Origin of the sequence: Acinetobacter sp. WC-141 (genome assembly GCF_000313935.1) — a bacterium.
Classification (GTDB): Bacteria; Pseudomonadota; Gammaproteobacteria; order Pseudomonadales; family Moraxellaceae; genus Acinetobacter.
The window spans coordinates 23,739-46,670 of sequence record NZ_AMSS01000086.1; the positions used below are offsets into that span (position 1 = coordinate 23,739).

Sequence of the window (22,932 nt, forward strand, 5' to 3'; positions counted from 1 at the left end):
AAAATGGTGATAAAACATACGATTTAATCACACTTTTAATTGTGTTGATTTATTTCTGTGGAATATGACATGATTCATCATTACAAACAGCTGCATCCTCTTGCTCAACTGCTTCAGCATTTGCTTTAAGTTGTGCTTGCTCTAAAACTTTTAAAAAGACTTCACGTGGTTGGGCACCAGCGAGTGCAATTCTTTGATCAAATACAAAGAATGGCACACCCGTAACATTTAACTGCTCTTTAGCAATCTTTTCGTCATGACGAACAAAGTCAGATAGCTCATTGGTATCTAATACAAATTCAACTTCTGCATTATCAAGACCAATACGCGAAGCAATTTCTTCTACAACTTCACGTTCACCAATTGCCAGACCTTCGGTCATATAAGCATGGAAAAAAGCTTCTTTTGCTTGATTGCCTAAACCTTTGCTTTGCGCAAGGTGGATAATACGGTGTGCATTGAAACTATTGCCAGAATTCGCCTTTTGCCATTGGAAATCAATACCTTCAGAGGCAGCCATGGCAGCAATATTGCGCTCCATTTCTTCCATCTCTTCATAGGTACGGCCATATTTTTTAGCCAAACGTTCTGTATTTGATGTGTCATGTTTTGCTGGCGCATCAGGATCTAATTCAAAACTATGCCAGTGAATTTCAAGCTCAATACCTGCTTCAGCAGCTACATGTTCAAGGCGTTTTTTGCCGATATAACAGAAAGGGCAAACTACATCAGACCAGACATCAACACGCATGGGAGAATCTCATAAATTTTAATTACCCATCATAATAGGGATGATGGATCAGGATTTAAAGCTTTGAGTAGCGAATACAGTGTTGCGTATTGTGAAATAAATGACATATAAAGAAGAATAAGCTCTATTTTATAACTATAAAGAGCAAAACTATAAGAATGGAAATAGGAGGTGTGTATGCGCCGAGTTTTGATTGCGATTGCAAGTCTGATTGTTATCACAAGCATTGTTTTTTTCAGCTATCAACATATTAAACAGCAACAGGCTAAAGACAGTAGTCAAATGTTTGATGTGGTCATGACTGAAAAAATGAACCAGCTTTATGAACAAGCACAAGACTGGTCTAAACCCGTCCAGCTTGATATTCATGATAAGCGTTTAGCAGGACACTATAAGCAAATTTCAGAATTTCTTTTAAGTTATTGGATTCAAAATATAAATGCACGTAATGAATATTTAAGAGAATTAAAGGCGGCAAAATGGGATACTTTTTTAAATGTTGACCGTTTAGATCTTGATAAAAAACAAAAGTATGTAGAAACAGAAAAGATGTTAGCCGATGTTCGTACGGCTTCAGATAAATATCAAACTGAATATGAAAAAATTCATAAAACTTTCTTAGCAAAGGTTCAAGAATTATCTGTTGATGCAGAAATGAGGCAACTGCTTGAAATGAAATTAGGAACTCAACAAAAAGCTGATCAAGATCATGCAATTTTTATGATTGAGCTACAAATTTTAGATAAAGCAGAAGAAATGTTTAAACTTCTAAAAAATTATGAATGGCAGAAGAAAGATCAGATGATTCTTTTTCATGAAAATGCTCAGGTCAAAAAATTTAATGGGCTGTATCAAGAGGTTTTAAAGCTGAATGCAAAAATTGAAAAAATTAAGAAAAAGAATGTAGCTTCATTAGAAGGAGAGTTAAAAGAATGAATTTTACGTGAGCATCAAAAAATTATGGTTTGGTGCTCTCAGCTTTTCCTTTGGTTAAAAAAGATTGTAATAAATTTTGAGAAGATTGTAGTTTGATTAACTGCTGGGACACCTGCATGAGCTCGGTTTGCAACTTTTCTTGAACCACTGGACACAGCGTAAATACACGTTCATCTAAATCAAAACAAGGCAGCAAAACCTGAATATCTTTTAGGTTCATTCCTGCATCATTTAATATTTTAATTTTCTTAATATTTTCAATATCTTTTTGTGTATAGCTTCGATAGTTATTGCTTGCCCGATGAGGCTGTATAAGGCCTAAACTTTCGTAATAACGTAGCATGCGAGGGCTTACTTTTGTGAGTTCGGCAACTTTAGCTAAGTTCATAAAATGGGGTTGACCTTAACAGTGGTGTCATAGTTTAGCATGTTTTTATCTTTCAAAATGATACTTGTTCAATGATCAGAAAACTCATTTTATTGGTGTTATTCGGTTTAATGACATCTGTTGCAAATGCCAAAACACTACAACTTCAGGAGAACAACATGCGTCAAATATTTGTGCTTCACGGTTATTCTGCTTCTATAAATGATCACTGGTTTCAAGATTTAAAGCATCAAATAGAAGATGAACACACTTCTGTTACCCTCATTCCATTTCCAGATTCTGAGAATCCGGATGTAGATGCATGGCAGAAGGTTTTAGATCTACAGATCCCGAATGTGGATGAAAATACTTATTTTATTGCACACAGTTTAGGGGTGATTACGTTACTGCACTTTTTGCAAAGACATGATTATCAAAATATTGGAGGAATGATTTTAGTATCCGGATTTTCTGGTTTCATTTCAGATTCTTCTGTTCTTAATAGTTATATAACAAAGAGTAAAGTCGATACGAATTACTTTAAGGGTATAAAGAAAAAGCTAGTGTATTTGTCTGATAATGATGATTTGGTTCCGCCAAAACTGACGATTGAATTGGCGAAAGAAATTGATGCGCCGTACATTACAGTACCTAATGGTGGGCACTTTTTAGGACGAGAAGGTTATACGACATTTCCTCAATTGGTCGATTCTTTAAAAGAAATGCTAGAAAGCGAATAAAATTTATAAGATGAATAGCACTCTATAAACTAGATACTTTTGCCTAATTTATAGAGTGCTTTATATAGCTTGCAGGTTTTAATAAATAAAAGAGCCGTACTATTACATTAAAAAATTTAATTATATTTACCGTTTATCTGAGCCTTACTGAATCAAATTCGACTTTGTTGTAGCCTATTTATAGATACCTTTAATTTAATCATCACCTTTTAATTGAAATAGGGTGACTGATTTTTGGAGCAAGTTATGAACTTTCTAAAACAATCAGCCTTGATTGCTGCATTTGCTTTTATGGGTTTACCGACTGTTCACGCAGAGGAAGTAGCGACTTTACCAACAATTCGCGTGATGGCTGAATCTGAGCTACGTGAAGAGGTGGGATTTGTGCCTTTTCAAGAAGATAAAAAAGTGCGTCAGGCTCTGCAACATCGTGAATATAAAATTCATAACGATATTCAGAATGCTTTAGTCCCTGAAGGCATGACTACGGTAGATTATCAGCCTGTTATGGCACAACCTGATTTGTCTCAACTTTCTCCATTCTTACAACAATACATTTTAGCAGTAGCAGGTGGAATACAGTCTTCTGATCCAACCAACGGTATTTTTGAAATGTTAAGACCATTGAACATTAACCGAAGTAATGTTGACGCTTATCGTGAAGGTACGATGAAAGTGAATATTACTGACCTTATAAATTTACAGCAGCAAATTCAAGATGGCTTAAAAGGCCGATAAAATAAAAATCCCCGCATTGAGCGGGGATTTTTTTATCTTGGTGTTAATTAAACACGTTCGATCACTGTTGCAATACCTTGACCAAGGCCGATACACATGGTCGCAAGACCGATTTGAGTATCTTGTTGTTCCATTACGTTCAACAACGTAGTGGTGATACGTGCACCAGAACAGCCTAGTGGGTGACCCAAAGCAATCGCACCACCATTTAAGTTAATGATGTCTTGCTTGTCATAAATACCTAAGCCTTTCATTACTGATAAGCCTTGAGCAGCAAATGCTTCGTTTAACTCGATAGTTTGAATATCTGCCATCGTTAAACCAGCACGTTTAAGTGCTTTTTGAGTTGCTGGAACTGGACCGTAACCCATGATTGCAGCATCACAACCTGCAACAGCCATAGAGCGAATTACAGCGCGTGGTCTTAAACCTAACGCTTGTGCACGCTCAGCAGACATAAGCAACATTGCAGAAGCACCATCAGATAAAGCTGACGATGTAGCCGCAGTTACCGTACCGCCTTTCGGATCGAATACAGGACGTAATGCTTTGAACGACTCAAGGTTTGCATCTGGACGAATGACTTCATCGATGTCGCAAAGGATTTTAAAGCCATTTGCATCATGGCCTTCAACACCAACGATCTCATTTTTGAAACGACCTTCTTGAGTTGCAGCCCAAGCACGGCGGTGAGATTCAACACCAAAAGCGTCTTGCTCTTCACGGCTAATGCCATTCATGCGACCTAACATTTCAGCAGTTAAGCCCATCATGTTAGATGCTTTTGCATAGTGCTTAGATGCTTCTGGGTTTAAGTCGATGCCGTGCATCATACCTACGTGGCCCATGTGCTCTACACCACCAATAATGAAGATATCACCTTGGTTGGTTGCAATCTGTGCAGCAGCAGTATGAAGCGCTTGCATAGATGAACCGCAAAGACGGTTTACCGTTTGACCAGCAACAGTTTTTGGTAAGTCAGCCAATAAGCCAATGTTACGGCCAATGTTCATACCTTGTTCTAGAGTCTGGTTTACACAGCCCCAGATCAGGTCTTCAACTTCGTTTACATCAAACTGGTTACGAGCAACGAGTGCACGAACCAATTCAGCAGATAAGCTGTCAGCACGTACATTGCGGAACATACCGTTTTTGGTTTTACCCATTGCAGAACGTACGCCATCAACGATGACAACGTCACGTGGATTTAAAGTAGCCATTCACGTTGCTCCTTAACCGTAGAATTTTTTGTTGTTAGCAGCCATGTCACGCAACATTTGCGGCGCTTCATAAGCCTTACCTAAGTGTGCATATTTGTCGCAAAGTGCAACATATTCAGCAACACCTGTTTGGTCGATATAACGACATGGACCACCACGGAATGGAGGGAAACCTACACCCATAATCATTGCCATGTCTGCTTCAGCAGCAGTTGCAACGATGTTGTCTTCTAAGCAACGAACTGTTTCGTTACAGAAAGCAAGCATCATGCGGTCAATGATTTCTTGGTTATCAAACTCGCGTTTTTCACCCGTTACGAAAGGAGCAATGATTTCATACGCTGTTGGATCAACAGTTTTTGCTTTTTTGCCTTTCTTATCGAGTTCGTATTTGTAGAAACCAACGTCATTCTTTTGACCAAGACGTTTAGCTTCGTACATTGCTTGGATTGAACCTTTGTAGTCTGGCTTCATGCGGTCTGGGAAACCTTCAGCCATAACTTCTGCGCCATGAACACCCGTGTCGATACCAACAACGTCGATGAGATAAGCAGGACCCATTGGCCAGCCAAACTTAGACATTACATTGTCAACTTGCTGGAAGTCTGCACCGTCTTTTACAAGAAGGTCAAACGCACCAAAGTAAGGGAACAATACACGGTTAACCAAGAACCCTGGGCAGTCATTTACAACGATTGGTGTTTTACCCATTTTTTGAGCAAGAACAACAGTAGTTGCAATCGCTTCTTCAGAAGTCTTTTCACCACGAATGACTTCTACAAGCGGCATCATGTGAACTGGGTTGAAGAAGTGCATACCTACAAAGTTTTCAGGACGCTGTAATGCTTTCGCTAAACGCGTAATTGAAATTGTAGACGTGTTAGACGCAATAATCGTGTTTTCACGAACATGCTTTTCAGTATCTGCAAGAACGATTTCTTTAACTTTTGGATTTTCTGTAACCGCTTCGATCACGATATCAACTTCTTTAAACTCATCGTAGCTTAAAGTAGGACGGATACGTGCAAGGGTTTCACCCATTTGCGCAGGTTTCATTTTCTTACGTTCAACTTGTTTAGTTAACAAGCTGTTCGCTTCTGACATACCTAGTGCAAGTTGTGGGTTACCAATATCTTTCATGATGATTGGAGTGCCTTTGCTTGCTGCTTGGTAAGCAATACCACCACCCATGATACCAGCGCCAAGTACTGCTGCTTGGTTTACAGGATGAGCACCTTTTTCATGTTTTTTAGCAGTTTTCTTAACAACTTGGTCATTGAGGAATAAACCAATCAATGCACCAGCTTGTGGAGTAATCGCAGCTTTTGCAAAGCCTTCAGCTTCAGCTTTTAATGCTTCGTCACGCGCAAGGCTTGCACCCGCTTGTAATGAATCAAGTAATAATTTTGGAGCAGGGTATTGAGCAGGATTTGCTTTAGCAAGTACGGCACCTTTTGCTGTGTTGAACGCCATCATTTGTTCAAGTGGGTTCAATTTTACAGCATCAAGTTTTTCTTGGCGTTTAGCTTTCCAGTTCAAACGACCAGAAATTGCTTGCTTAACTAAGTCAGTTGCAGCTTCAAGTAATTTATCAGCAGCTACAACCGCATCTACAGCACCATCTTTTAGTGCAGCAGCTGGTTTTTTCGGAGCAGCCATCGCCATCCATTCAACCGCGTTGTCGATACCGATAACACGGCTTAAACGTACGCTACCGCCAAAACCTGGGTAAATACCAAGTTTAATTTCTGGTAAGCCCACTTGTGCAGCTTCTGACATCACACGATAGTCACACACTAAACACATTTCAAAACCGCCGCCTAACGCCATACCGTTAATAGCAACAACTTTTGGAATTTCTAAATCTTCAAAGCTATTGAAGATTTCGTGAACAGGCATAAGCCAGTCAACAATCGCTTTTTCACCTTGAGCGAAGTTTTCACCAAATTCGGTAATGTCTGCCCCAACAATAAATGTCGATTTGCCAGAGGTAACCACTAAGCCTTTAATATCATTATTTGCTTTTACCGCAGCAATAGCAGCTTGGAAATCTTCAATTGTTGCACGGTTAAATTTATTGACCGACTCACCTTGTAAGTCAAAGCGGAATTCTGCAATTCCGTCCGAAAGCATTTGGACGGTAATGGCATTGCCAGCGTGGATCATGCCTGATCTCCTTGGTTTTGGAGGACTTCTAAGTTGATGTTATGAAGCGTGTGCACAGCTTTGGTACACATTTATGCTTCGCTAATCTTACGATAACTATATCTAAAAAAAACCTGACAAGTTGTATCAAGCCGTGACGCAAGGGTCATCAATTATTTTTAAATAATTTTTTTAATCTATATTTATGAAAAATATATTTTTAATTGTAAAAGCTTCTTGTTAAGAGGGGGTAAGATAAAGCTAGGAAATGTAGTAGACAATTAATAAATTATTTTTGGTCTAGTAATAAAAATTAATATTTTGTGTGAATTATTAGACAGACAGTATTGTCTATTTTTTTATCTTTGGATAAACTTTGTGTTATAAAAATGTTCAATAAAGTATCTATTATGTTAAAAAATAAATTTATGATTTTGGCTATCCTTCCTTTTATGTTGAGTGCATGTGGAGGCGGTGGTTCTAGTGATAATAATTCTGCAAATAACAACCAAAGTGGTACATCACAAGATTCTATTGCGGATGGTACGCGTTATTATTTTATGGATTATAATACTAATGAAAAAACAGATGAGCTAAATAATGCTTATTTTGAAATTTTTAATAAAAAATCAATAGATGGCTCCTCTAATCAAGCTTTAAATGAGTATTTGCTAACAGAGAAAAAACTCTATTTCCCTACTGATAAAGCACTCAATGTCATGAATTTTAATTCAATGACAGATTGGAGATTAGACATCATTGGAGATGTTAAAGAGGATTGGAAATTTCAAAGAGTTGATTTATCTGATAAGAATATGTTTGATACCGTTTTACCAGGGTATCGAGCATTAGGCTTTTCAGTGAGTGATGAAAGTACGACTAATGGGCGTCTATTTCTTACTACCTATGGACAAAATAAATTCCCTCAAGGGAGTAGCTGTTATCGTTTAGTTTCAAAAAAATCTAATCAAGAAACATTTGCATTTAATATTGATCAAAATTATGAAATTAATAAAAGTTTTGATGATTTTGATGCTGAAAATGGTCCATATCTTAATTATTTGAATCAAACAAACCCATTTGGTTTCACTTATAAAGCAGTTAAGGGATCATGGCAAAATGTTCTATGGACAACGATTTATGATACTACTTTAGGTTTTGCTATTGGTGATGGTGTTGCCGTGCAATATCAAGATAAGCTCTATACAGCAAATTATACGAGTAACATTGCTTGGACTGCTGATCAAGAGATTAAGCATTGGGAAATATATTTAAAAAATACAGATGATCCTGAAGAGCTCCGTTTTGCCCAATTAACAATTGCTCAATTGAAATCTGGTTGTTATGCCTATAATGAAACCGCTGCAAAAGCACTCGTTTCTCTGTCTGGATTAGATTGGAAACCATATCAAGACTAACTTTGAATATTGAGTTTGAGAAATCTCAAAAATGGTTATTTTTGAGATTTCAATTTAGTCAAAAAATAATACTTGCTGATCTAGGTCTGAATTTTCTTTGAGACTTTGTTATTATTCCCTCAATTTCAAATTCCTTCGAAGTATCTTTAAAGATGCTTAAATGCGAGTAACTATATGATTAAGTGGATCATATTAGCGATTTTTGTGATATCAGCATTGTATATCCAGCATCGCGGCAAAGTGCGTCACTCGTTTTATCGTCAATTTTTTGACCATTCAACCTTGCTCGCACCGATTAACTTTTTAATGTACATCTTTTCAAAGGTGCCAAATCAACCTTATATCGACACGCAGCATTTTAAAGATTTAAAAGTGTTGGATGAAAATTGGGAAATGATTCGTGATGAAGCGAAGGCATTATATGACCAAGGTGGGATTAAAGCCTCGAGTACTTATAATGACTTAGGTTTTAACTCATTCTTTAAAACAGGTTGGAAGCGTTTTTATTTAAAATGGTACGAGTCAAGCCATCCATCGGCTGCTGAGCTTTGTCCGAAAACTACTGCACTTCTTAAAACATTGCCGACGATTAAGGCAGCAATGTTTACTGAACTTGCACCTGACAGCCGTTTAGTTAGACACCGTGACCCATATGCAGGATCACTCCGTTATCACTTGGGTTTGATTACACCAAATGATGACCGTTGTTTTATTGATGTCGATGGTGAAAGATACTCGTGGCGAGATGGTCAAAGTGTCGTGTTTGATGAAACGTATATTCACTATGCTGAAAATAAGACTGATCAAAACCGTATCATTTTCTTTGCAGACGTTGAACGTCCAATGAAAGTGAAATGGATGGAACGTTTCAATCATTGGTTTGGACGTAGTGTCATGACTGCTGCAAGTTCACCGAATGAAACAGGTGATCAAACAGGTGGTTTAAATAAAGCGTTTGGTTATGTTTATCAAATTCGCATTAAAGCTAAAGCTTTAAAAGCTAAAAACCGTAAATTATATTACTTCTTAAAATGGTTCCTGATGTTGGGAATTTTCTTCCTGATTTTTATTCGACCATACGTATTTTAATTAAAGCGCCCGAAAGGGCGTTTTTTTTATGCTATACAGTACTTAATAGATTTTGTGACTCACTTCACAGTGCTGGCAATTTGTTACAACTATTAAAAACCAATAAGCAATTTTGATTCTACAATGGCGCGGTTTTTTCGAAGACTGGTTAGCGGAAGTAGGTTTTAAAATGGCTCATGCTCATCACACAGTTCATGCACATGTTCATCATATCGAAGAGAGAAAAGAAGAAAGCTCTCAAGATGATTTAAAAATGAAAGTGATGTTAAGACAAGCAGCTTCGACGCCTGAAAAACATAAAAAATCCGATGCGAAAAAACATCAATCTGAAGATCAAAATATTAATTTGCATAAGTTCTCAAGTAAACTTGAAAGTATATCTGCCAACCATAGTAAAGAGAAATGCGCCAAAAATATTCGCATTGCTTTACAAGCCGCAGGCGCCGATGTGTCTAAGCATCCAGTCGCTGCCTCAGACTGGGGGCATACGCTTGAGAAGAATGGCTATAAGAAAATTAAACCTGCTTTTAATCGTCCTCAAGAAGGCGATATTTATATTATTGAGCGGACAAGTGGTCACACATATGGTCATATTGCGGGATATACAGGGAATGGATGGTTCTCAGATTTTCGCCAAAAAACCTATGCGGTGTATAAAGACAAAGACGTGAAATATAGCTATTATCGTCTCGATTCTTAAGCGAGTACGACATAGTTTGTCGGAGCCTGTCAAAATCTCTGTCCAAATTTAGGTTCTGGCACAGTAACGCACTTGAAAAGTAGGGTTGAAAACATCACATTAGGTATTCAGTATTAAGCCATGTATGCCAATAGTGAATCAAAACGCTCGTCCCCATATTGAAAAAATTTTAGCCAACATGACCCAACTTCCAGGCGTTTATAAAATGCTAGGTAAAGAGGGTGAATTGTTATATGTGGGCAAAGCAAAAAACCTAAAAAATCGGGTAACGAGTTATTTTGCTAAAACGATTGAACATCCTAAAACTCAGGCTTTAGTTGCACGAATTTATAATATTGAAACGTTAGTCACTCGTTCAGAAACTGAAGCACTACTCCTCGAGCAAAACTTAATTAAACAACATCGTCCGCCTTATAACATCATGCTGCGGGACGATAAGTCATATGTCTATATTTTTATTTCAGCAGATAAACCTTATCCTCGGCTTGCTAGTGGTCGTGGTAAAGGGAAGCATCAAATTGGAAAGTTCTTTGGTCCTTATCCAAGCGCCTATAGTGCTCGTGATACTTTACTGGTTCTGCAAAAACTTTTTAATGTACGGCAGTGCGAAAATAGCTACTTCGCACAGCGCAAGCGTCCGTGTTTGCAATATCAGATTAAGCGTTGTTCTGCACCTTGTGTCGGCCTGATTTCACCCGAAGATTATAAAGAAGACGTGAATAACAGTATCCGTTTCCTACAAGGTGATACGAAGGAACTCAATCAAGAGTTAATTGCCAAAATGGAGCAAGCGGCAGCTGAACTAGAATTTGAAAAAGCTGTTTTTTACCGTGACCGATTATCTTTACTTCGTGAAGTTCAAGCGCAACAAGCTGTTTTTAAAGTCAAAGGTGAAGCTGATATTCTGGCAATTGCATATCAAGCAGGCGTGACATGCGTGCAGATTATGTATGTTCGCAATGGACGAATGTTAGGTGGCAAAAGTTATTTCCCAGACATGCTTGGTGATGATCTTGGTCAAATGCTTAGTGACTTTATGGCTAACTTTTACTTTCAGGTTGCCGATGAAGTACCAAATGAACTCATCGTGAATATTGCATTGCCTGACCGTAAAGAATTAGAAGAAGCATTGGTACAGCAGTTTGGTAAGAAAGTTCAAATTAAGAGTAGTGTGCGAGAAACTCGTGCCGAGTGGCTAGAGCTCGCCGAAATGAATGTTCAACATGCGATTAAAGGGCAGTTGAGTAACCATTTAGAACTCAATGAGCGTTTCCATCAGTTAGAACAAGTGATTGGAAGACCCGTCGATCGTATCGAATGTTTTGATATTAGTCACACCATGGGTGAAGCTCCAATTGCGTCATGCGTGGTGTTTGACCAAGGTGGTGCTCGTAAGCGTGACTACCGCCAATTTGCCATTCAAGATATTACTGGTGGTGATGATTACGCTGCTATGCGCCAAGCCTTAACACGACGTTATAAAAAAGCCATATTGCCTGATTTATTGTTGATTGATGGTGGTAAAGGTCAGCTTCACATGGCGATGGAAGTCATGCAAGAACTTGGTCTCGATGCTTTTATGGTGGGTGTATCTAAAGGTGAAGGTCGTAAACCGGGTCTTGAAACACTCCATTTTACAGATGGCACAAAAATTCAATTACCAGAAGACAATAAAGCATTGCACTTAATTCAACAGGTGCGTGATGAAGCCCATCGCTTCGCTATTACTAAACACCGAGCTAAACGTGATAAACGCCGTAGTACCTCAGTTTTAGAAGCGATTCCAGGATTGGGTCCAAAGCGCCGTCGAGATTTATTAACCCATTTTGGTGGGATTCAAGGTGTCTTGAAGGCATCTGAAAAAGAGCTCACGCTTGTGCCTGGTTTTGGTGAAATGATGGCAAGAACGATTTATAAAATTCTGCATGAATAAGCATCATTTTAAAGGCGGAGTGACAAAATAGCTCGCCAATTACTAAAGGATTGACCATTCACTTTCAAAACAAAATGATGAAAGATCGTCCCTAATAACACTTTTGTTTTAGGGAAAGGAATGTCTTTGCTGCAATTGTTTGAAGAAATAAAACAAAAGGAATGGATTGAAATACCTGAAGGGTGGTTGCAAGGACGGACAGTGTTTGGCGGTCTTGTTGCGGGATTGCTGATGCAAAAAGCGTGCTGCAATATTCAAGACGCCAATAAGAGATTATTAAGTTGTAGTGTTACTTTTGTGGGACCTGTACAGCAGGGGCCTGCTCAATTGACTGTTGAAATTTTAAGGGAAGGGAAGTCGGTCACTACACTTGAAACCCGTTTATGGCAAGATGGTGCGGTACAAACTATTTTGGTCGCAAGCTTTGGTGTACCTCGTGCGTCGAATATTGAAGTACGGCAAGAACCTATTGTGCCAGTTTATGCACCACCTGAAGATTTACAGCCGATTCCTTTTGCTAGACAAATGCCAGAATGCTATCAACATTTTGATGTATGCTGGCAGAAGGTCATTATCCTGTTACAGGAAGTCAGTATGCTGACTTTGGAGGATGAGCAAGGTTCTCTCCAGAGAAGCATGAAAATCGTCAAATGACATTGCCAGATTTAATTGTTTTGATGGATATTTGGCCGCCTGGTGTATTGCCGATGTTTAAACAAGTTGCTCCTGCAAGTTCTTTAACGTGGCACATTACCTATGTTCACCCGTTTCGACATCAATTGTGTGACTGGTTTAAATATAAAGTGGTGACTGAATATGCCGGTGAAGGTTATTCCACAGAATATGCCCATCTTTGGGACCAAAATGATCATTTAATTGCAATTTTACGGCAAACTGTTACGGTATTTACCTAAGCAGTCTACTTCCTCGATTCATATATTTCGTATAAAGTGGCTGTTACAGATAGATACAATATTGAAGAATGTATTTTTGTCTGTTACAAGATGCATGAAGACTAAATTGGCGGTGTTTATGACCACAGGGCGAATCCTGAATATCCCAAATATCCTAACATTGGCGCGTATCGCGCTTATTCCTGTATTTTTGGTGATTGTGTATTGGCCGCCTGCAATGGGTATTGGTGAGCAAGCAGGAAATATGAGTCGTCATATTATCTTGACTGCTATTTTTGTGTTGGCTGCTATTACCGATTGGTTTGATGGCTATTTGGCACGAACTTTAAACCAGACTTCAGCATTTGGCCGTTTTTTAGATCCAGTTGCAGATAAGCTCATGGTGGCGGCAGCACTTATTGTTTTAGTGCAATGGAATCCAACAATATCCATGGCTTTTGCGGCTATTGTTATCATTTCACGAGAAATTACAGTTTCTGCTTTACGTGAGTGGATGGCAGAACTTGGCGCAAGAACCAGTGTGGCTGTATCGACAGTAGGCAAATATAAAACAGCTTTTCAAATGATTGCCATTAGTGTGTTTTTACTCAATTGGCAGCCTTTAGAAATGTTGGCTTATGCGTTGTTGTATACCGCCGTCATTTTAACTTTATGGTCTATGTTTATTTACCTAAAAGCAGCTTGGCCTTATTTAAAGCAACCTTAAGCACATATTGAATGATTAAGCCTTTCTATCATGAAAGGCTTTTTTATTTTCAAAAGTGCAAGAATCGGGTCGTCACCGAGCTTTGGCTACTTTAATGTAAGATATAAGTGCTAAGGAGGTGACACATGCAAATGCTTTCTTCTCGGCAATTTGCTGTAATTGCCAATGTAATTGAATATTTATATGAACATCTTGACCAGCAACCCAGTCTGGACGATGTAGCAAGTCATATGAATTTAAGTTCAGGTTATATCCAACGTCAGTTTCAAGAATGGGTGGGTATTAGCCCGAAAAAATTTGTTCAATATATGAGTTTGCAACAGGCTAAATATTATCTGTTGCAAAAGCGAAGCTTATTAGAAACTGCTTTAAACACGGGTTTGTCGGGTACTGGCCGTTTACATGATCTGTTTATTCAGCTCGAAGGGATGACGCCTGGTGAATATAAACAGCAAGGCGATGGGGTCACACTTAATTATTCAGTTGAGACAAGCCCATTTGGTGAGCTCTTGGTTGTAAGTAGTGAAAAGGGCATATGTTCGATTCGTTTTGTCGAGACTCGTGAGAATATTGAAGATTTAATTAAGCAGTATTTTCCAAAGGCTCAATTGATAAATCACTCGCCGATTTGGCATCAACAAGTTGCAGAGTGGTTCGAACAAGACTTTTCAGAACACTTACAGCAAAAACTTCCTCTTAATTTGGCTGGAACCCCATTTCAACTGCAAGTATGGGAAGCCTTGCTCACCATTCCAGAAGGGCAATTGCGGACCTATCAAGATATTGCTGAGCAAATTGGCAAACCTAAAGCTGTTCGAGCTGTTGCTACCGCAATTGGACAAAATCCGATTGCATATTTGATTCCCTGCCATCGAGTGATCCGCGCAACAGGAATGGTCGGAGAATATCATTGGCAAAAGGGGCGTAAATTGGCATTGTTAGCTTGGGAGATGTCAAAGCAACATGGAGAGACCGTATGACTTTGGATTTATTTTCTCCAGAACCTTGTGAGAATTTATTACCCTACGATGGTGAAGTTCAGGACTATGGTTGTATTTTAAGCCCTGAAGAAGCTGAACAATATTTTCACTATCTTTACCAGCACCTCGCATGGAAACATGACGAGGCTAAGTTATATGGCAAGCACTTTATTACCCCCAGAAAAGTTGCATGGTATGGAGATAATTATTATCAATATAAATATTCTGGTGTCGCACGTGATTCTTTGCCTTGGGATAAAGCACTTGCCCAACTAAAACAACAAGTAGAGCAAATACTTTCAGAAAAATTTAATTCTTGCTTGGCAAACCTTTATGAAGATGGGACTCAAGGTATGGGTTGGCATAGCGACTCAGATGTGTCTTTAGCAAAAACCACAACGATTGCATCTTTAAGTTTTGGAGCTACTCGTAAATTTTCTTTTAGACACATTCGGAGTAAAGAGAAAGTTGAATTATGGCTACAACCAGGTCAACTTATCGTGATGCGCGGCGAGACGCAACAACATTGGCAACATCATTTAAATCGCTCAACCAAGATTTTACAGCCGCGTATCAATCTTACTTTCAGGCAGTTTCAGTTTTCATGAGTTTTATTAAAAATTGGGCAAGAAAAAAGCCCATGGTGGCAACATGAGCTTATTCCTCTGAGGGGGATGCTTCTATTGATGAGCTGCTGATGAAAAGAATCATCAATAGGAGCTAAAATCATAATATGAGAATATTGTGAGATATTCAATGTTTTAAAGTGTAAGAAAAGTTTAAATTATCATAAGGTAGGGTTTTAGATTTCACCTTTTTCAGATAACTCCATAAAACGTTGTTCAATAAGTGCTGCATTTTCTTGTAAAATTTCGATGAGCTTTTCAATATTTAAAAAATCAAACCGATTTTTAGAAGCCACTAAAGTTAAAGCTAAAGGCACCTCTTTGTTCGAAAAACGAACTGGAACGGCAAGGCCAGAAACATTCGGATCAATCTCACCTTGTGAGAAATAGAATCCTTGTTTTTTAATTTTACGCATACGCTGAATAAAGCTCGGTTCATCTTCTGCAAAACCAGATTGTTTTAATTCTTGCTGGTAACGATGATAGTAGTCCTGCATCCGTTGTTTACTTAAATGCGAAACCATCGTTTTTGGAGATGAGCCAACGTAAATAGGTCTTGGGCAGCCTCGGCCATATGAAAGTAATTCGGTGTCTTTAAATATTTCATGATGAATGTCAATGCAATAGTCATCATTTAAATAGGTGAGCAAGCAACACAGTTCAGTACGCTCTACAATATTGCGCATAAATGGTGTGCTGATCTGAACCAATGGGTCTGTTGTTCTTGATACATAGTCAAGAACTGCAATTTTTGAGCCTAAGGTATAATCGCCAGAGGTCCCATTAATGCGTTTTAATAGGTCGGTAGACACCAGTTCTTTTAAATAACGGTAACTGGTTGGTTTAGACAAGCCAAGTTCTTCGCAAATAATATCGACATTAATCACTGGACGCGAAACTGAAAATAGGTCCAGTACGGTTAAAATTTTGCCAAAACTTGAAATTGCCATAGTGTCTTGTTCGTATCCTTTAACAACGAGTCATCTTTGAGTTTTTATAACAGAAAAAAAGAAAATTTGTCTCAATTCTAAAATAAATGCCTGATTTGAGTATTTTACTCTGACAAAGAGAAAACTTCTCTTGGCTCATACATCATATACGATTATTAAAAAACATATCAAATTATCAAATAGAGATATTTTAGTTGACTAAATCGCTTTATTTTGAAAAAATTGCCAAACAAAATATCTAATTGAGAAATTAGTCGGTTCTAGGCGAATTTCTTGATACCTCTTCTTTCCAAAGTTTGGCCGTTTAAATAACGTCCCAACTGAAATCATCTGGGCCAATCAGGCAGGATGTGGAAAAATCATTGTATTGAAGGATGCTCCTCATCTCATTTGCTTTTAGGCAAATGACAAAGTTTTGTTGTCTTTAGAAAAGACAATTTAACATTGACGAGCATGCTCATCAGTTCAAATCTGTATTTGAGATGAGTTCATGTTATTAAAGCAAATACTGGCGTTTCGCCCGAGTAGGCTTGATCTGATCTTTGCAATCAAAACATTTATTGCCGGAATGCTGGCGTTATTTGTTTCATTTGAATTAGATCTGATTAATCCAATGTGGTCGATTGGTACAGTCCTGATTATTGCCAACCCTTATTCAGGAATGGTGTCCTCTAAGTGTGTCTATCGTGTTATAGGAACGATGGGGGGGGCAGTGGTTGCCTTAACGCTAACGCCACATCTCATTAATACACCTTGGTTATTTACCGTGGTGTTGTCGTTGTGGGTGGGTTTTGCACTTTATGTGTCTTTACTCGACCGGACTCCACGTAGTTATGCTTTTATGCTGGCGGGTTACTCGACAGCCATGATTGTCTTCAATGCGATTACGTATATTGATCAATACAATATTTTTGATATTGCTTTAGCTCGGGTCATTGAGATTTCGATTGGGGTGATTTCAAGCGCTGTGGTTTCTGCCACCGTTCTTCCAATGCATATTGGTTCTGCGATTAAACAGCGCGTCATCAAAACGCTTAAAGATACAGAGAATCTGTTTGCTAATTTATTAACTGCTGATCCGCAGCAGAACAATACTCAACTTTTAGCGACCATTACTCGCGACACCACCGATATTCATGCTTTGGCAGTACATTTGAGTTATGAAAAGGGTGAGTTACATGGCATGACCAAACCTTTGCAGGAAATGCTTCATCAAATTTCAATGGTCGTTGCGAATCTGGTCGCTTTATCTGAGCGTATTAAGCAGCTTCAAGAACTTCGGTTTATCGAAACTCATTCAGAAAAACTGCAACAGCTTTCAGCGCATGTTGTACATTTTCTGGAGCAAAAAGATCTGATTATTGATGAAAATATTTTGCAGTTACCAGATGAGTTTGAAAGTGATTTCTTGAGTTTAATGGAATCTGCTTCTACACATCAGCAAGTTTTGGTGGCAGCCATGAAAATGGACGTGCGGCATTTTATTAGTAATGTTTTAGCAGTTAAAGTTTTGTGGCAACGAATTCAGCAAGGTAATAAAGAAATCCCTGACAACATTACTCCGATGACCACCAAATATCCAAGTTTACACCGTGACCATGGGGTAGCTATACGAGGTGGTATTAGTGCAGTCCTCATTACATTTATTGTGACTGGCGGCTGGATTATTTCGGGGTGGAAAGCTGGATTTATGATGGCGCAAATGGGTGCAGTAACTGCCTGTATTTTAACGGCCTTAGATAACCCTGTTCCAGTTTTGCGTATTTTTATCTGGGGCAGTATTGCTTCAGCAGTTTTAGTCTTCGTTTATGCATTTGGTATTTTTCCTCATGTCACCACATTCTGGGAACTTGGACTGGTTTTATTACCGATGTTCCTGTTTGCAGTGTCCATGATGGCCAACCAGATGCTGATGCCAGTGGGTATGGTTTTGGGGATTAACACCATGATGGGCCTAAATCTACATAATGCTTATAGCATGGATGCAGTGTCTTATCTTGATGGTTCTTTTGCCATGATCTTGGGCGTTTTAGTGTCGTTGGTTGTTATTGACGTTGTTCGGGCAATGTCTCCGGACACGAGCGCGAGCCGTATTTTGGCCTTGCATTATCGTGCAATGAGACAGGCGATCTATTTGCCTTATGGCCTTGATTTTAAAGTTCACTTACGCAGCATGCTGGACCGAATTGGTATTCTTAACAGTAAGGTGGTGCAATCTAACGAGATTAAAACCTCAATTCATCAGGCATTGATTGAATCGAGCAGTATTGTCGATTTAAGTAGATTACAAGAACTGGCAAATCAGTCTCCTCAAAATTCAGAACTGGCTCATCACATCGGAAATCTGCAACAAAATCTAGATGAACTGTTTAGAGCCAAAGAAAATGATGTAGAGAATACGGCGGCTTTGGTCGAGCAAATCCATCGCGCTTTATTTGAATTAAAACAGCTTGCTTCAAATATTGAAGATATGACCATGCGACAAAGATTACTCATTTCACTTAACAATATTGCTTATAGCATGTGTCATGTTTCATCAGATCAAATGAATGAAAACAGTACCTTAAGAGGAGCCACAGCAAATGGGTGAGTTTAATGTTTATGGTATTTACGTGCCTTCTTTGCTCGTTCAAGCGCTCTTGGCATATATATGTTTTCGTGGGTTAAGTCCTTTGACCAATAAGTGGATTGCACAAGGCTGGATTGCATTACCTAGTATTTTTAATTTGTGTTTTTACCTTTTATTGCTTTTGGTCATACATCAAATTTTTGTTGGGGTGGGTGCATAGAGATGAATGCGAAATTAAAGATTGAGTTAGGTGAGTGAAATGAATCAGGTGGATTTGAAAAAGGTCATCCGTCCAGTAATTTTGATTGTCGCATTAATGGTCGCGGTCTATACCATTGTGCATTTGTGGAACTACTATAATGCAGCGCCGTGGACACGTGATGGACGAGTGCGTGGTGACGTGATTCAAGTATCTTCAGATGTAGCGGGTCTTGTCACAGAAGTATTAGTGCAAGATAACCAGACTGTGAAAAAAGGTCAGGTACTCTTTAAAATTGATGTTTCTCGCCGAGCTTTAGATGTAGAGCAAGCAAAATCTGATTTAGCAAAAGCGAAAGCAGCATTTGCTCAAGCAGAAGCAGGCTTAGCTCAAGCAAAAGCAAACTTAATTAAATCGGCCAGCAATATCAAATTGGCCGAGAAAAATGCCAGTCGTTATTCAAACTTAATGGATGGGGCTATCTCTAAACAAGAACAAGACCAAGTGTTTGCAACACGTGATCAATCCCATGCAGAGCATGAGCAGCTAGAAGCAGCAATTCAGCAGGCTGAAGCAACGGTTAAGCAACAACAGGCTCTCATTGAGGTTGCAACAAGCAATTTACATTTAGCCGAACTTAATATGCATCGTGCCGCAGTCATTGCTCCCGCTGATGGGACTTTATCTAACTTTGATATGCGTCCAGGCAACTATGTTCAAGTGGGGCAGGCTGTTGCAGCATTGCTTGATCGTAAACAGCTCTATGTGGTGGGCTATTTTGAAGAGACGAAGTTAAACCGTATTCATGTAGGCGATCAGGCTACTGTGCAATTAATGGGTGATAACCAGAAAATTAAAGGCCATGTACAAGGTATTGCATCGGGTATTGAAGACCGTGAGCGTTCAAGTAGCTCTAAGCTTCTTGCTAATGTAAATCCAACTTTTAGTTGGGTTCGTTTAGCGCAGCGTGTACCTGTGAAGATTGTGTTAGATGAAACACCGAAAAATCAGCTTGCTTTTGTTTCTGGACGAACAGCGACTGTACATATCGTTGAAAAATAAAATCGAAGTGATTTAATTTAAAAAAAGCATGTAGTTAAAACTACATGCTTTTTTGTCTTATGGCGTTAGACCTACAGGATTTCTGTACCAACTTTGAATAAGTAGTGCCGCGGCAAAACTATCTGCTGATAGTTTTTTCGCTCGACCTTGCTCTTGGTAAAAACCGAGCTCTTCTCTCGCTTCACGTGTAGTTAAACGCTCATCCACCATCAATGTTTCTATGTTGGTTTGATGACGTAAACGTCTAGCAAATTTGCGAGCACGTGTAGAAAGTTCTGACTCGCTATCGTCCATATTTAATGGTAGGCCAACCAAAAATAAATCAGGTTGCCATTCTTTCACGATTTTTAAGAGCTGATCCCAGTTCGGGATACCGTCTTTCATGATAAATAGAGGGAGAGGGTTGGCACTTTCAATTGAAGATTGGCCAATCGCCATTCCCATTTTTTGAGTGCCAAAGTCAAAAGCCATAATCGATTTTGATGGTGTATCGGTCATTAAGTGTGTCCGATTTCAGATGCTAACCACGCACGATCTACACCGATTTTTTTATAAGCTGCATCCCAACGGTCGTCATAAGGCAGGTTAAAAATCAGGTCCATATCGGCATCGCAAATGAGCCAGTCACCACGCGTAATTTCGTCTTCTAACTGATTTTTGCTCCAGCTCGCATAGCCTAGAGCAATCTGATATCGACCTACACCTTCATTATGGGCAATCGCATCAAGAATATCTTTACTGGTGGTAATACAAACATTTTCACCCACAGCAATAGATGAATGCCATGTCGGTTGCCCAGTATGAAGAACAAATCCAGCTTCAGGACGTAAAGGGCCACCTTGTAAAACCGCATGTGGATTTACATTGTCTGCTTCAATGTCGAGATCATTGAGTAATTCTTTAATTTGAATACCAGAAGGACGATTAATAATAATGCCTTGGGCACCTTCTTCATCATGACGGGCAAGATAAATTACAGTGTTTGCGAAAAAGTCATCTGCCATTTCTGGCGGGGCAATCAGACAACGGTGAGTCAGATATTGTTTGGTCACCTAAGCGGTTCTCCCTCAAAAAATGTCACTAGAGGGCCTCTCGACCCTTTTATCTATATAGGTTCTTTTTATCAACATACAAGAGTTAATCGGATTTCGCCAATCTTTTTCTCTCATTTTCTTTATTAATTTGAAGAAGCCTGAAATTTAAGTTGGCGTAATTGTTTTGCGTGCTGCAAGGTTGTTTCATTAATTTCCACACCACCTGACATGCGAGCTAACTCGAAAATGATTTGATTTTCATCAAGTTCCACAATTGTACTGCTGGCTGGGTCAGTTTGTTGTTTTTTCACTAATAAATGCTGATCAGATTGTGCAGCAACTTGTGCTTGGTGAGTAATACATAAGAGCTGAACATGTTGTGCTAAATCGGCAAGTAAACGTCCTACAACTTCTGCAGTGCCACCACTAATCCCGACATCAATTTCATCAAACACTAATACTTCGGCTTCAGTTTTTTCTGCATTCATGACTTGCATCACGAGTGCAATACGAGAAAGCTCACCACCTGAAGCCACACGTGCCAATGGTTGTGGAGGAATACCTTTATTGGCAGTAAATAAAAGTTGGATAAAGCTTAAACCCTCTGCACCTGGTTGCTCTAATGGTTCGAACTTAAACTCGAAGTGTGCCTCTGGTAGCGCTAAAGGTTTCACTTGTTCCGTTAGTTGCTTAGCAAGCGGAGCGGCAGCTTCACGACGTATATTGTCTAAATGCTGAGCTTTTTCTAAAAACTCCTCATGCGATTTTTCAACTTGCTCTGCCAGAGTTTCTGGGTCTTCAAGTTGATGTAACTGCTCAAGCTCAAGTTGCCAAGCTTCATATTCCTCTTTGAGCGTTTCTGGTTGAGTTCGATATTTGCGTGCCAGACGATGAAAAACCTCAAGTTTAGAGTTGAGCTCTTCCATTCGCTCTGGATCAAAACTTTGACGATCAATAAATTGACGCAAGTTTGCTGTTGCATCATCTATTTCACTTTGAGCATTCAATAAAGAATTATAAATCTCAGAAAGGTGTTCGCTACGTCCCGCATGGGACTCTAGTCGGCGAATAATCGAAGACATTTCTTGAGTAATATTTTGCTCGGCTTCATCTAAAACATTTAAGCTATAGCTACAGTCTTGCATGATATGTTCATGATGACTAAGACGATCAAACTCTTGCTCAATTTCTTTATAGTCAGTTTGAATGACCTCTTCGAGTTCTTCAATTTGATGTTCTAAAGTGCCAATGCGTTGTAAACGGGTTGCTTGCGCATCTAAAGCTGCTTGGTGCAAACGAATCGTGCGTTGCCATGTGCTATAGGCTTCACGTACATCATTCGCTTCAACATAAAAATTGTTATAACGATCTAACCAATGCTTTGGATAAGGCGGTTCAAGAAGTTGCTGCTGGCTGTGCTGACTATAGAGCTGAACGAGCAAACGACCTAACTCTTTAAGTTCAGATAAACTGCTCGGGCGGCCATTGACCCATGCTTTACTACGGCCAGTTGCAAAAATAACACGACGTAAATGAATTTCCCCAGAATCATCATCTAGCTCGTGTTCTTGTAGCCATTTTGCTTCAGGGCTATTATTTTGATAGGTAAAAACGGCGGTGATATCCGCTTTGTCCGAACCATAGCGGACATAATTCGTATCGGTACGTTCCCCTAGACAGGCAGAAAGTGCATCCAGTAATAATGATTTTCCGGCACCTGTTTCACCTGTTAGAACATTAAATCCCTGTTCTATATCAATAGCTAAATGATCAGCTAATGCAAAATTAATTAAAGTTAAATGTGTGAGCATAAACGCATCCAACGCGCCAAATTATGGGTTAAAGATAGAGAAGT

21 protein-coding genes and 2 pseudogenes are annotated in these 22,932 nt (G+C 39.1%); 15 read left to right on the forward strand and 8 right to left on the reverse strand.

What is annotated here, in order from left to right:
- Window positions 1-49: 49 nt before the first annotated feature.
- Window positions 50-751 (reverse strand): DsbA family oxidoreductase, encoded by a 702-nt coding sequence (locus ACINWC141_RS16170; protein ID WP_009392987.1) that lies wholly within the window; start codon window positions 749-751, stop codon window positions 50-52.
- 177 nt (window positions 752-928) lie between these two features.
- Here ACINWC141_RS16170 and ACINWC141_RS16175 point away from each other — a divergent pair, with 177 nt between their 5' ends.
- A complete protein-coding gene (locus ACINWC141_RS16175) occupies window positions 929-1,687 on the forward strand; it encodes a hypothetical protein (protein ID WP_009392969.1) in 759 nt (252 codons plus the stop codon).
- A 22-nt stretch (window positions 1,688-1,709) separates the two neighbouring features.
- Here ACINWC141_RS16175 and ACINWC141_RS16180 read toward each other — a convergent pair whose 3' ends face one another.
- A complete protein-coding gene (locus ACINWC141_RS16180; protein ID WP_009393197.1) occupies window positions 1,710-2,075 on the reverse strand; it encodes a MerR family transcriptional regulator in 366 nt (121 codons plus the stop codon).
- A 71-nt stretch (window positions 2,076-2,146) separates the two neighbouring features.
- Here ACINWC141_RS16180 and ACINWC141_RS16185 point away from each other — a divergent pair, with 71 nt between their 5' ends.
- Window positions 2,147-2,794: an RBBP9/YdeN family alpha/beta hydrolase gene (locus ACINWC141_RS16185; protein ID WP_009393244.1), complete on the forward strand. Its 648-nt coding sequence runs from the start codon at window positions 2,147-2,149 to the stop codon at window positions 2,792-2,794.
- Between the two features lie 246 nt (window positions 2,795-3,040).
- A complete protein-coding gene (locus ACINWC141_RS16190; RefSeq protein WP_009393194.1) occupies window positions 3,041-3,532 on the forward strand; it encodes a hypothetical protein in 492 nt (163 codons plus the stop codon).
- A 47-nt stretch (window positions 3,533-3,579) separates the two neighbouring features.
- Here ACINWC141_RS16190 and fadA read toward each other — a convergent pair whose 3' ends face one another.
- Together fadA and fadB are read right to left on the reverse strand one after the other, a co-directional pair.
- On the reverse strand, window positions 3,580-4,752 hold the full coding sequence (gene fadA / locus ACINWC141_RS16195; RefSeq protein ID WP_009393076.1) for an acetyl-CoA C-acyltransferase FadA: 1,173 nt from the start codon (window positions 4,750-4,752) through the stop codon (window positions 3,580-3,582).
- Between the two features lie 12 nt (window positions 4,753-4,764).
- Window positions 4,765-6,918, reverse strand: a complete 2,154-nt coding sequence (fadB, locus tag ACINWC141_RS16200) for a fatty acid oxidation complex subunit alpha FadB (RefSeq protein ID WP_009393257.1) — start codon at window positions 6,916-6,918, stop codon at window positions 4,765-4,767.
- A 389-nt stretch (window positions 6,919-7,307) separates the two neighbouring features.
- On the opposite strand from fadB, the gene ACINWC141_RS16205 reads away from it, so the two are divergent.
- The 8 genes and pseudogenes from ACINWC141_RS16205 to ACINWC141_RS16240 all read left to right on the forward strand — a co-directional run bounded on the left by ACINWC141_RS16205 (window position 7,308) and on the right by ACINWC141_RS16240 (window position 15,245).
- Complete coding sequence (locus tag ACINWC141_RS16205) at window positions 7,308-8,315, forward strand: hypothetical protein (RefSeq protein ID WP_009393037.1); 1,008 nt, start codon at window positions 7,308-7,310, stop codon at window positions 8,313-8,315.
- A 174-nt stretch (window positions 8,316-8,489) separates the two neighbouring features.
- Window positions 8,490-9,404, forward strand: coding sequence for a lipid A hydroxylase LpxO (gene lpxO / locus ACINWC141_RS16210; protein ID WP_009393265.1), 915 nt, complete (start codon window positions 8,490-8,492; stop codon window positions 9,402-9,404).
- A gap of 169 nt (window positions 9,405-9,573) precedes the next feature.
- Entirely contained in the window at window positions 9,574-10,104 is a 531-nt protein-coding gene (locus ACINWC141_RS16215; protein ID WP_009393133.1) for a CHAP domain-containing protein, read from the forward strand.
- 133 nt (window positions 10,105-10,237) lie between these two features.
- On the forward strand, window positions 10,238-12,037 hold the full coding sequence (uvrC, locus tag ACINWC141_RS16220) for an excinuclease ABC subunit UvrC (RefSeq protein WP_009392970.1): 1,800 nt from the start codon (window positions 10,238-10,240) through the stop codon (window positions 12,035-12,037).
- Between the two features lie 120 nt (window positions 12,038-12,157).
- Window positions 12,158-12,951: pseudogene (locus ACINWC141_RS16225) on the forward strand (thioesterase family protein).
- 118 nt (window positions 12,952-13,069) lie between these two features.
- Window positions 13,070-13,657 carry a CDP-diacylglycerol--glycerol-3-phosphate 3-phosphatidyltransferase gene (pgsA, locus tag ACINWC141_RS16230; protein ID WP_009393091.1) on the forward strand — a complete coding sequence of 196 codons (588 nt, stop codon included), beginning with the start codon at window positions 13,070-13,072 and terminating at the stop codon, window positions 13,655-13,657.
- Between the two features lie 125 nt (window positions 13,658-13,782).
- Window positions 13,783-14,637 carry a methylated-DNA--[protein]-cysteine S-methyltransferase gene (locus tag ACINWC141_RS16235; protein ID WP_009393041.1) on the forward strand — a complete coding sequence of 285 codons (855 nt, stop codon included), beginning with the start codon at window positions 13,783-13,785 and terminating at the stop codon, window positions 14,635-14,637.
- Entirely contained in the window at window positions 14,634-15,245 is a 612-nt protein-coding gene (locus ACINWC141_RS16240; RefSeq protein WP_009393241.1) for an alpha-ketoglutarate-dependent dioxygenase AlkB family protein, read from the forward strand. The genes ACINWC141_RS16235 and ACINWC141_RS16240 overlap by 4 nt, the downstream gene beginning before the upstream one ends.
- Window positions 15,246-15,439: 194 nt before the next feature.
- Here the strand turns inward: ACINWC141_RS16240 and ACINWC141_RS16245 are convergent, their stop codons facing one another.
- A complete protein-coding gene (locus ACINWC141_RS16245) occupies window positions 15,440-16,213 on the reverse strand; it encodes an IclR family transcriptional regulator (RefSeq protein ID WP_009393025.1) in 774 nt (257 codons plus the stop codon).
- Window positions 16,214-16,580: 367 nt separating this feature from the next.
- Between ACINWC141_RS16245 and ACINWC141_RS19890 the strand changes: the two are divergent.
- The 4 genes and pseudogenes from ACINWC141_RS19890 to ACINWC141_RS16260 all read left to right on the forward strand — a co-directional run bounded on the left by ACINWC141_RS19890 (window position 16,581) and on the right by ACINWC141_RS16260 (window position 20,043).
- A pseudogene (locus ACINWC141_RS19890) lies at window positions 16,581-16,713 on the forward strand (hypothetical protein).
- Window positions 16,704-18,803, forward strand: a complete 2,100-nt coding sequence (locus ACINWC141_RS16250; protein WP_009393211.1) for an FUSC family protein — start codon at window positions 16,704-16,706, stop codon at window positions 18,801-18,803. Before ACINWC141_RS19890 ends, ACINWC141_RS16250 begins: the two are co-directional and overlap by 10 nt.
- Complete coding sequence (locus tag ACINWC141_RS16255; RefSeq protein ID WP_004795042.1) at window positions 18,796-19,002, forward strand: DUF1656 domain-containing protein; 207 nt, start codon at window positions 18,796-18,798, stop codon at window positions 19,000-19,002. The genes ACINWC141_RS16250 and ACINWC141_RS16255 overlap by 8 nt, the downstream gene beginning before the upstream one ends.
- Window positions 19,003-19,041: 39 nt before the next feature.
- Window positions 19,042-20,043, forward strand: coding sequence for an HlyD family secretion protein (locus ACINWC141_RS16260; protein WP_009392986.1), 1,002 nt, complete (start codon window positions 19,042-19,044; stop codon window positions 20,041-20,043).
- 57 nt (window positions 20,044-20,100) lie between these two features.
- On the opposite strand, the gene ruvX is transcribed toward ACINWC141_RS16260, so the two are convergent.
- The 3 genes from ruvX to recN form a co-directional block, all read right to left on the reverse strand.
- Window positions 20,101-20,541 (reverse strand): Holliday junction resolvase RuvX, encoded by a 441-nt coding sequence (gene ruvX, locus ACINWC141_RS16265; RefSeq protein ID WP_009393263.1) that lies wholly within the window; start codon window positions 20,539-20,541, stop codon window positions 20,101-20,103.
- Entirely contained in the window at window positions 20,541-21,095 is a 555-nt protein-coding gene (locus ACINWC141_RS16270; RefSeq protein WP_009393099.1) for a YqgE/AlgH family protein, read from the reverse strand. The genes ruvX and ACINWC141_RS16270 overlap by 1 nt, the downstream gene beginning before the upstream one ends.
- Before the next feature lie 125 nt (window positions 21,096-21,220).
- Window positions 21,221-22,888: a DNA repair protein RecN gene (gene recN, locus ACINWC141_RS16275; RefSeq protein WP_009392954.1), complete on the reverse strand. Its 1,668-nt coding sequence runs from the start codon at window positions 22,886-22,888 to the stop codon at window positions 21,221-21,223.
- Window positions 22,889-22,932: the final 44 nt, after the last annotated feature.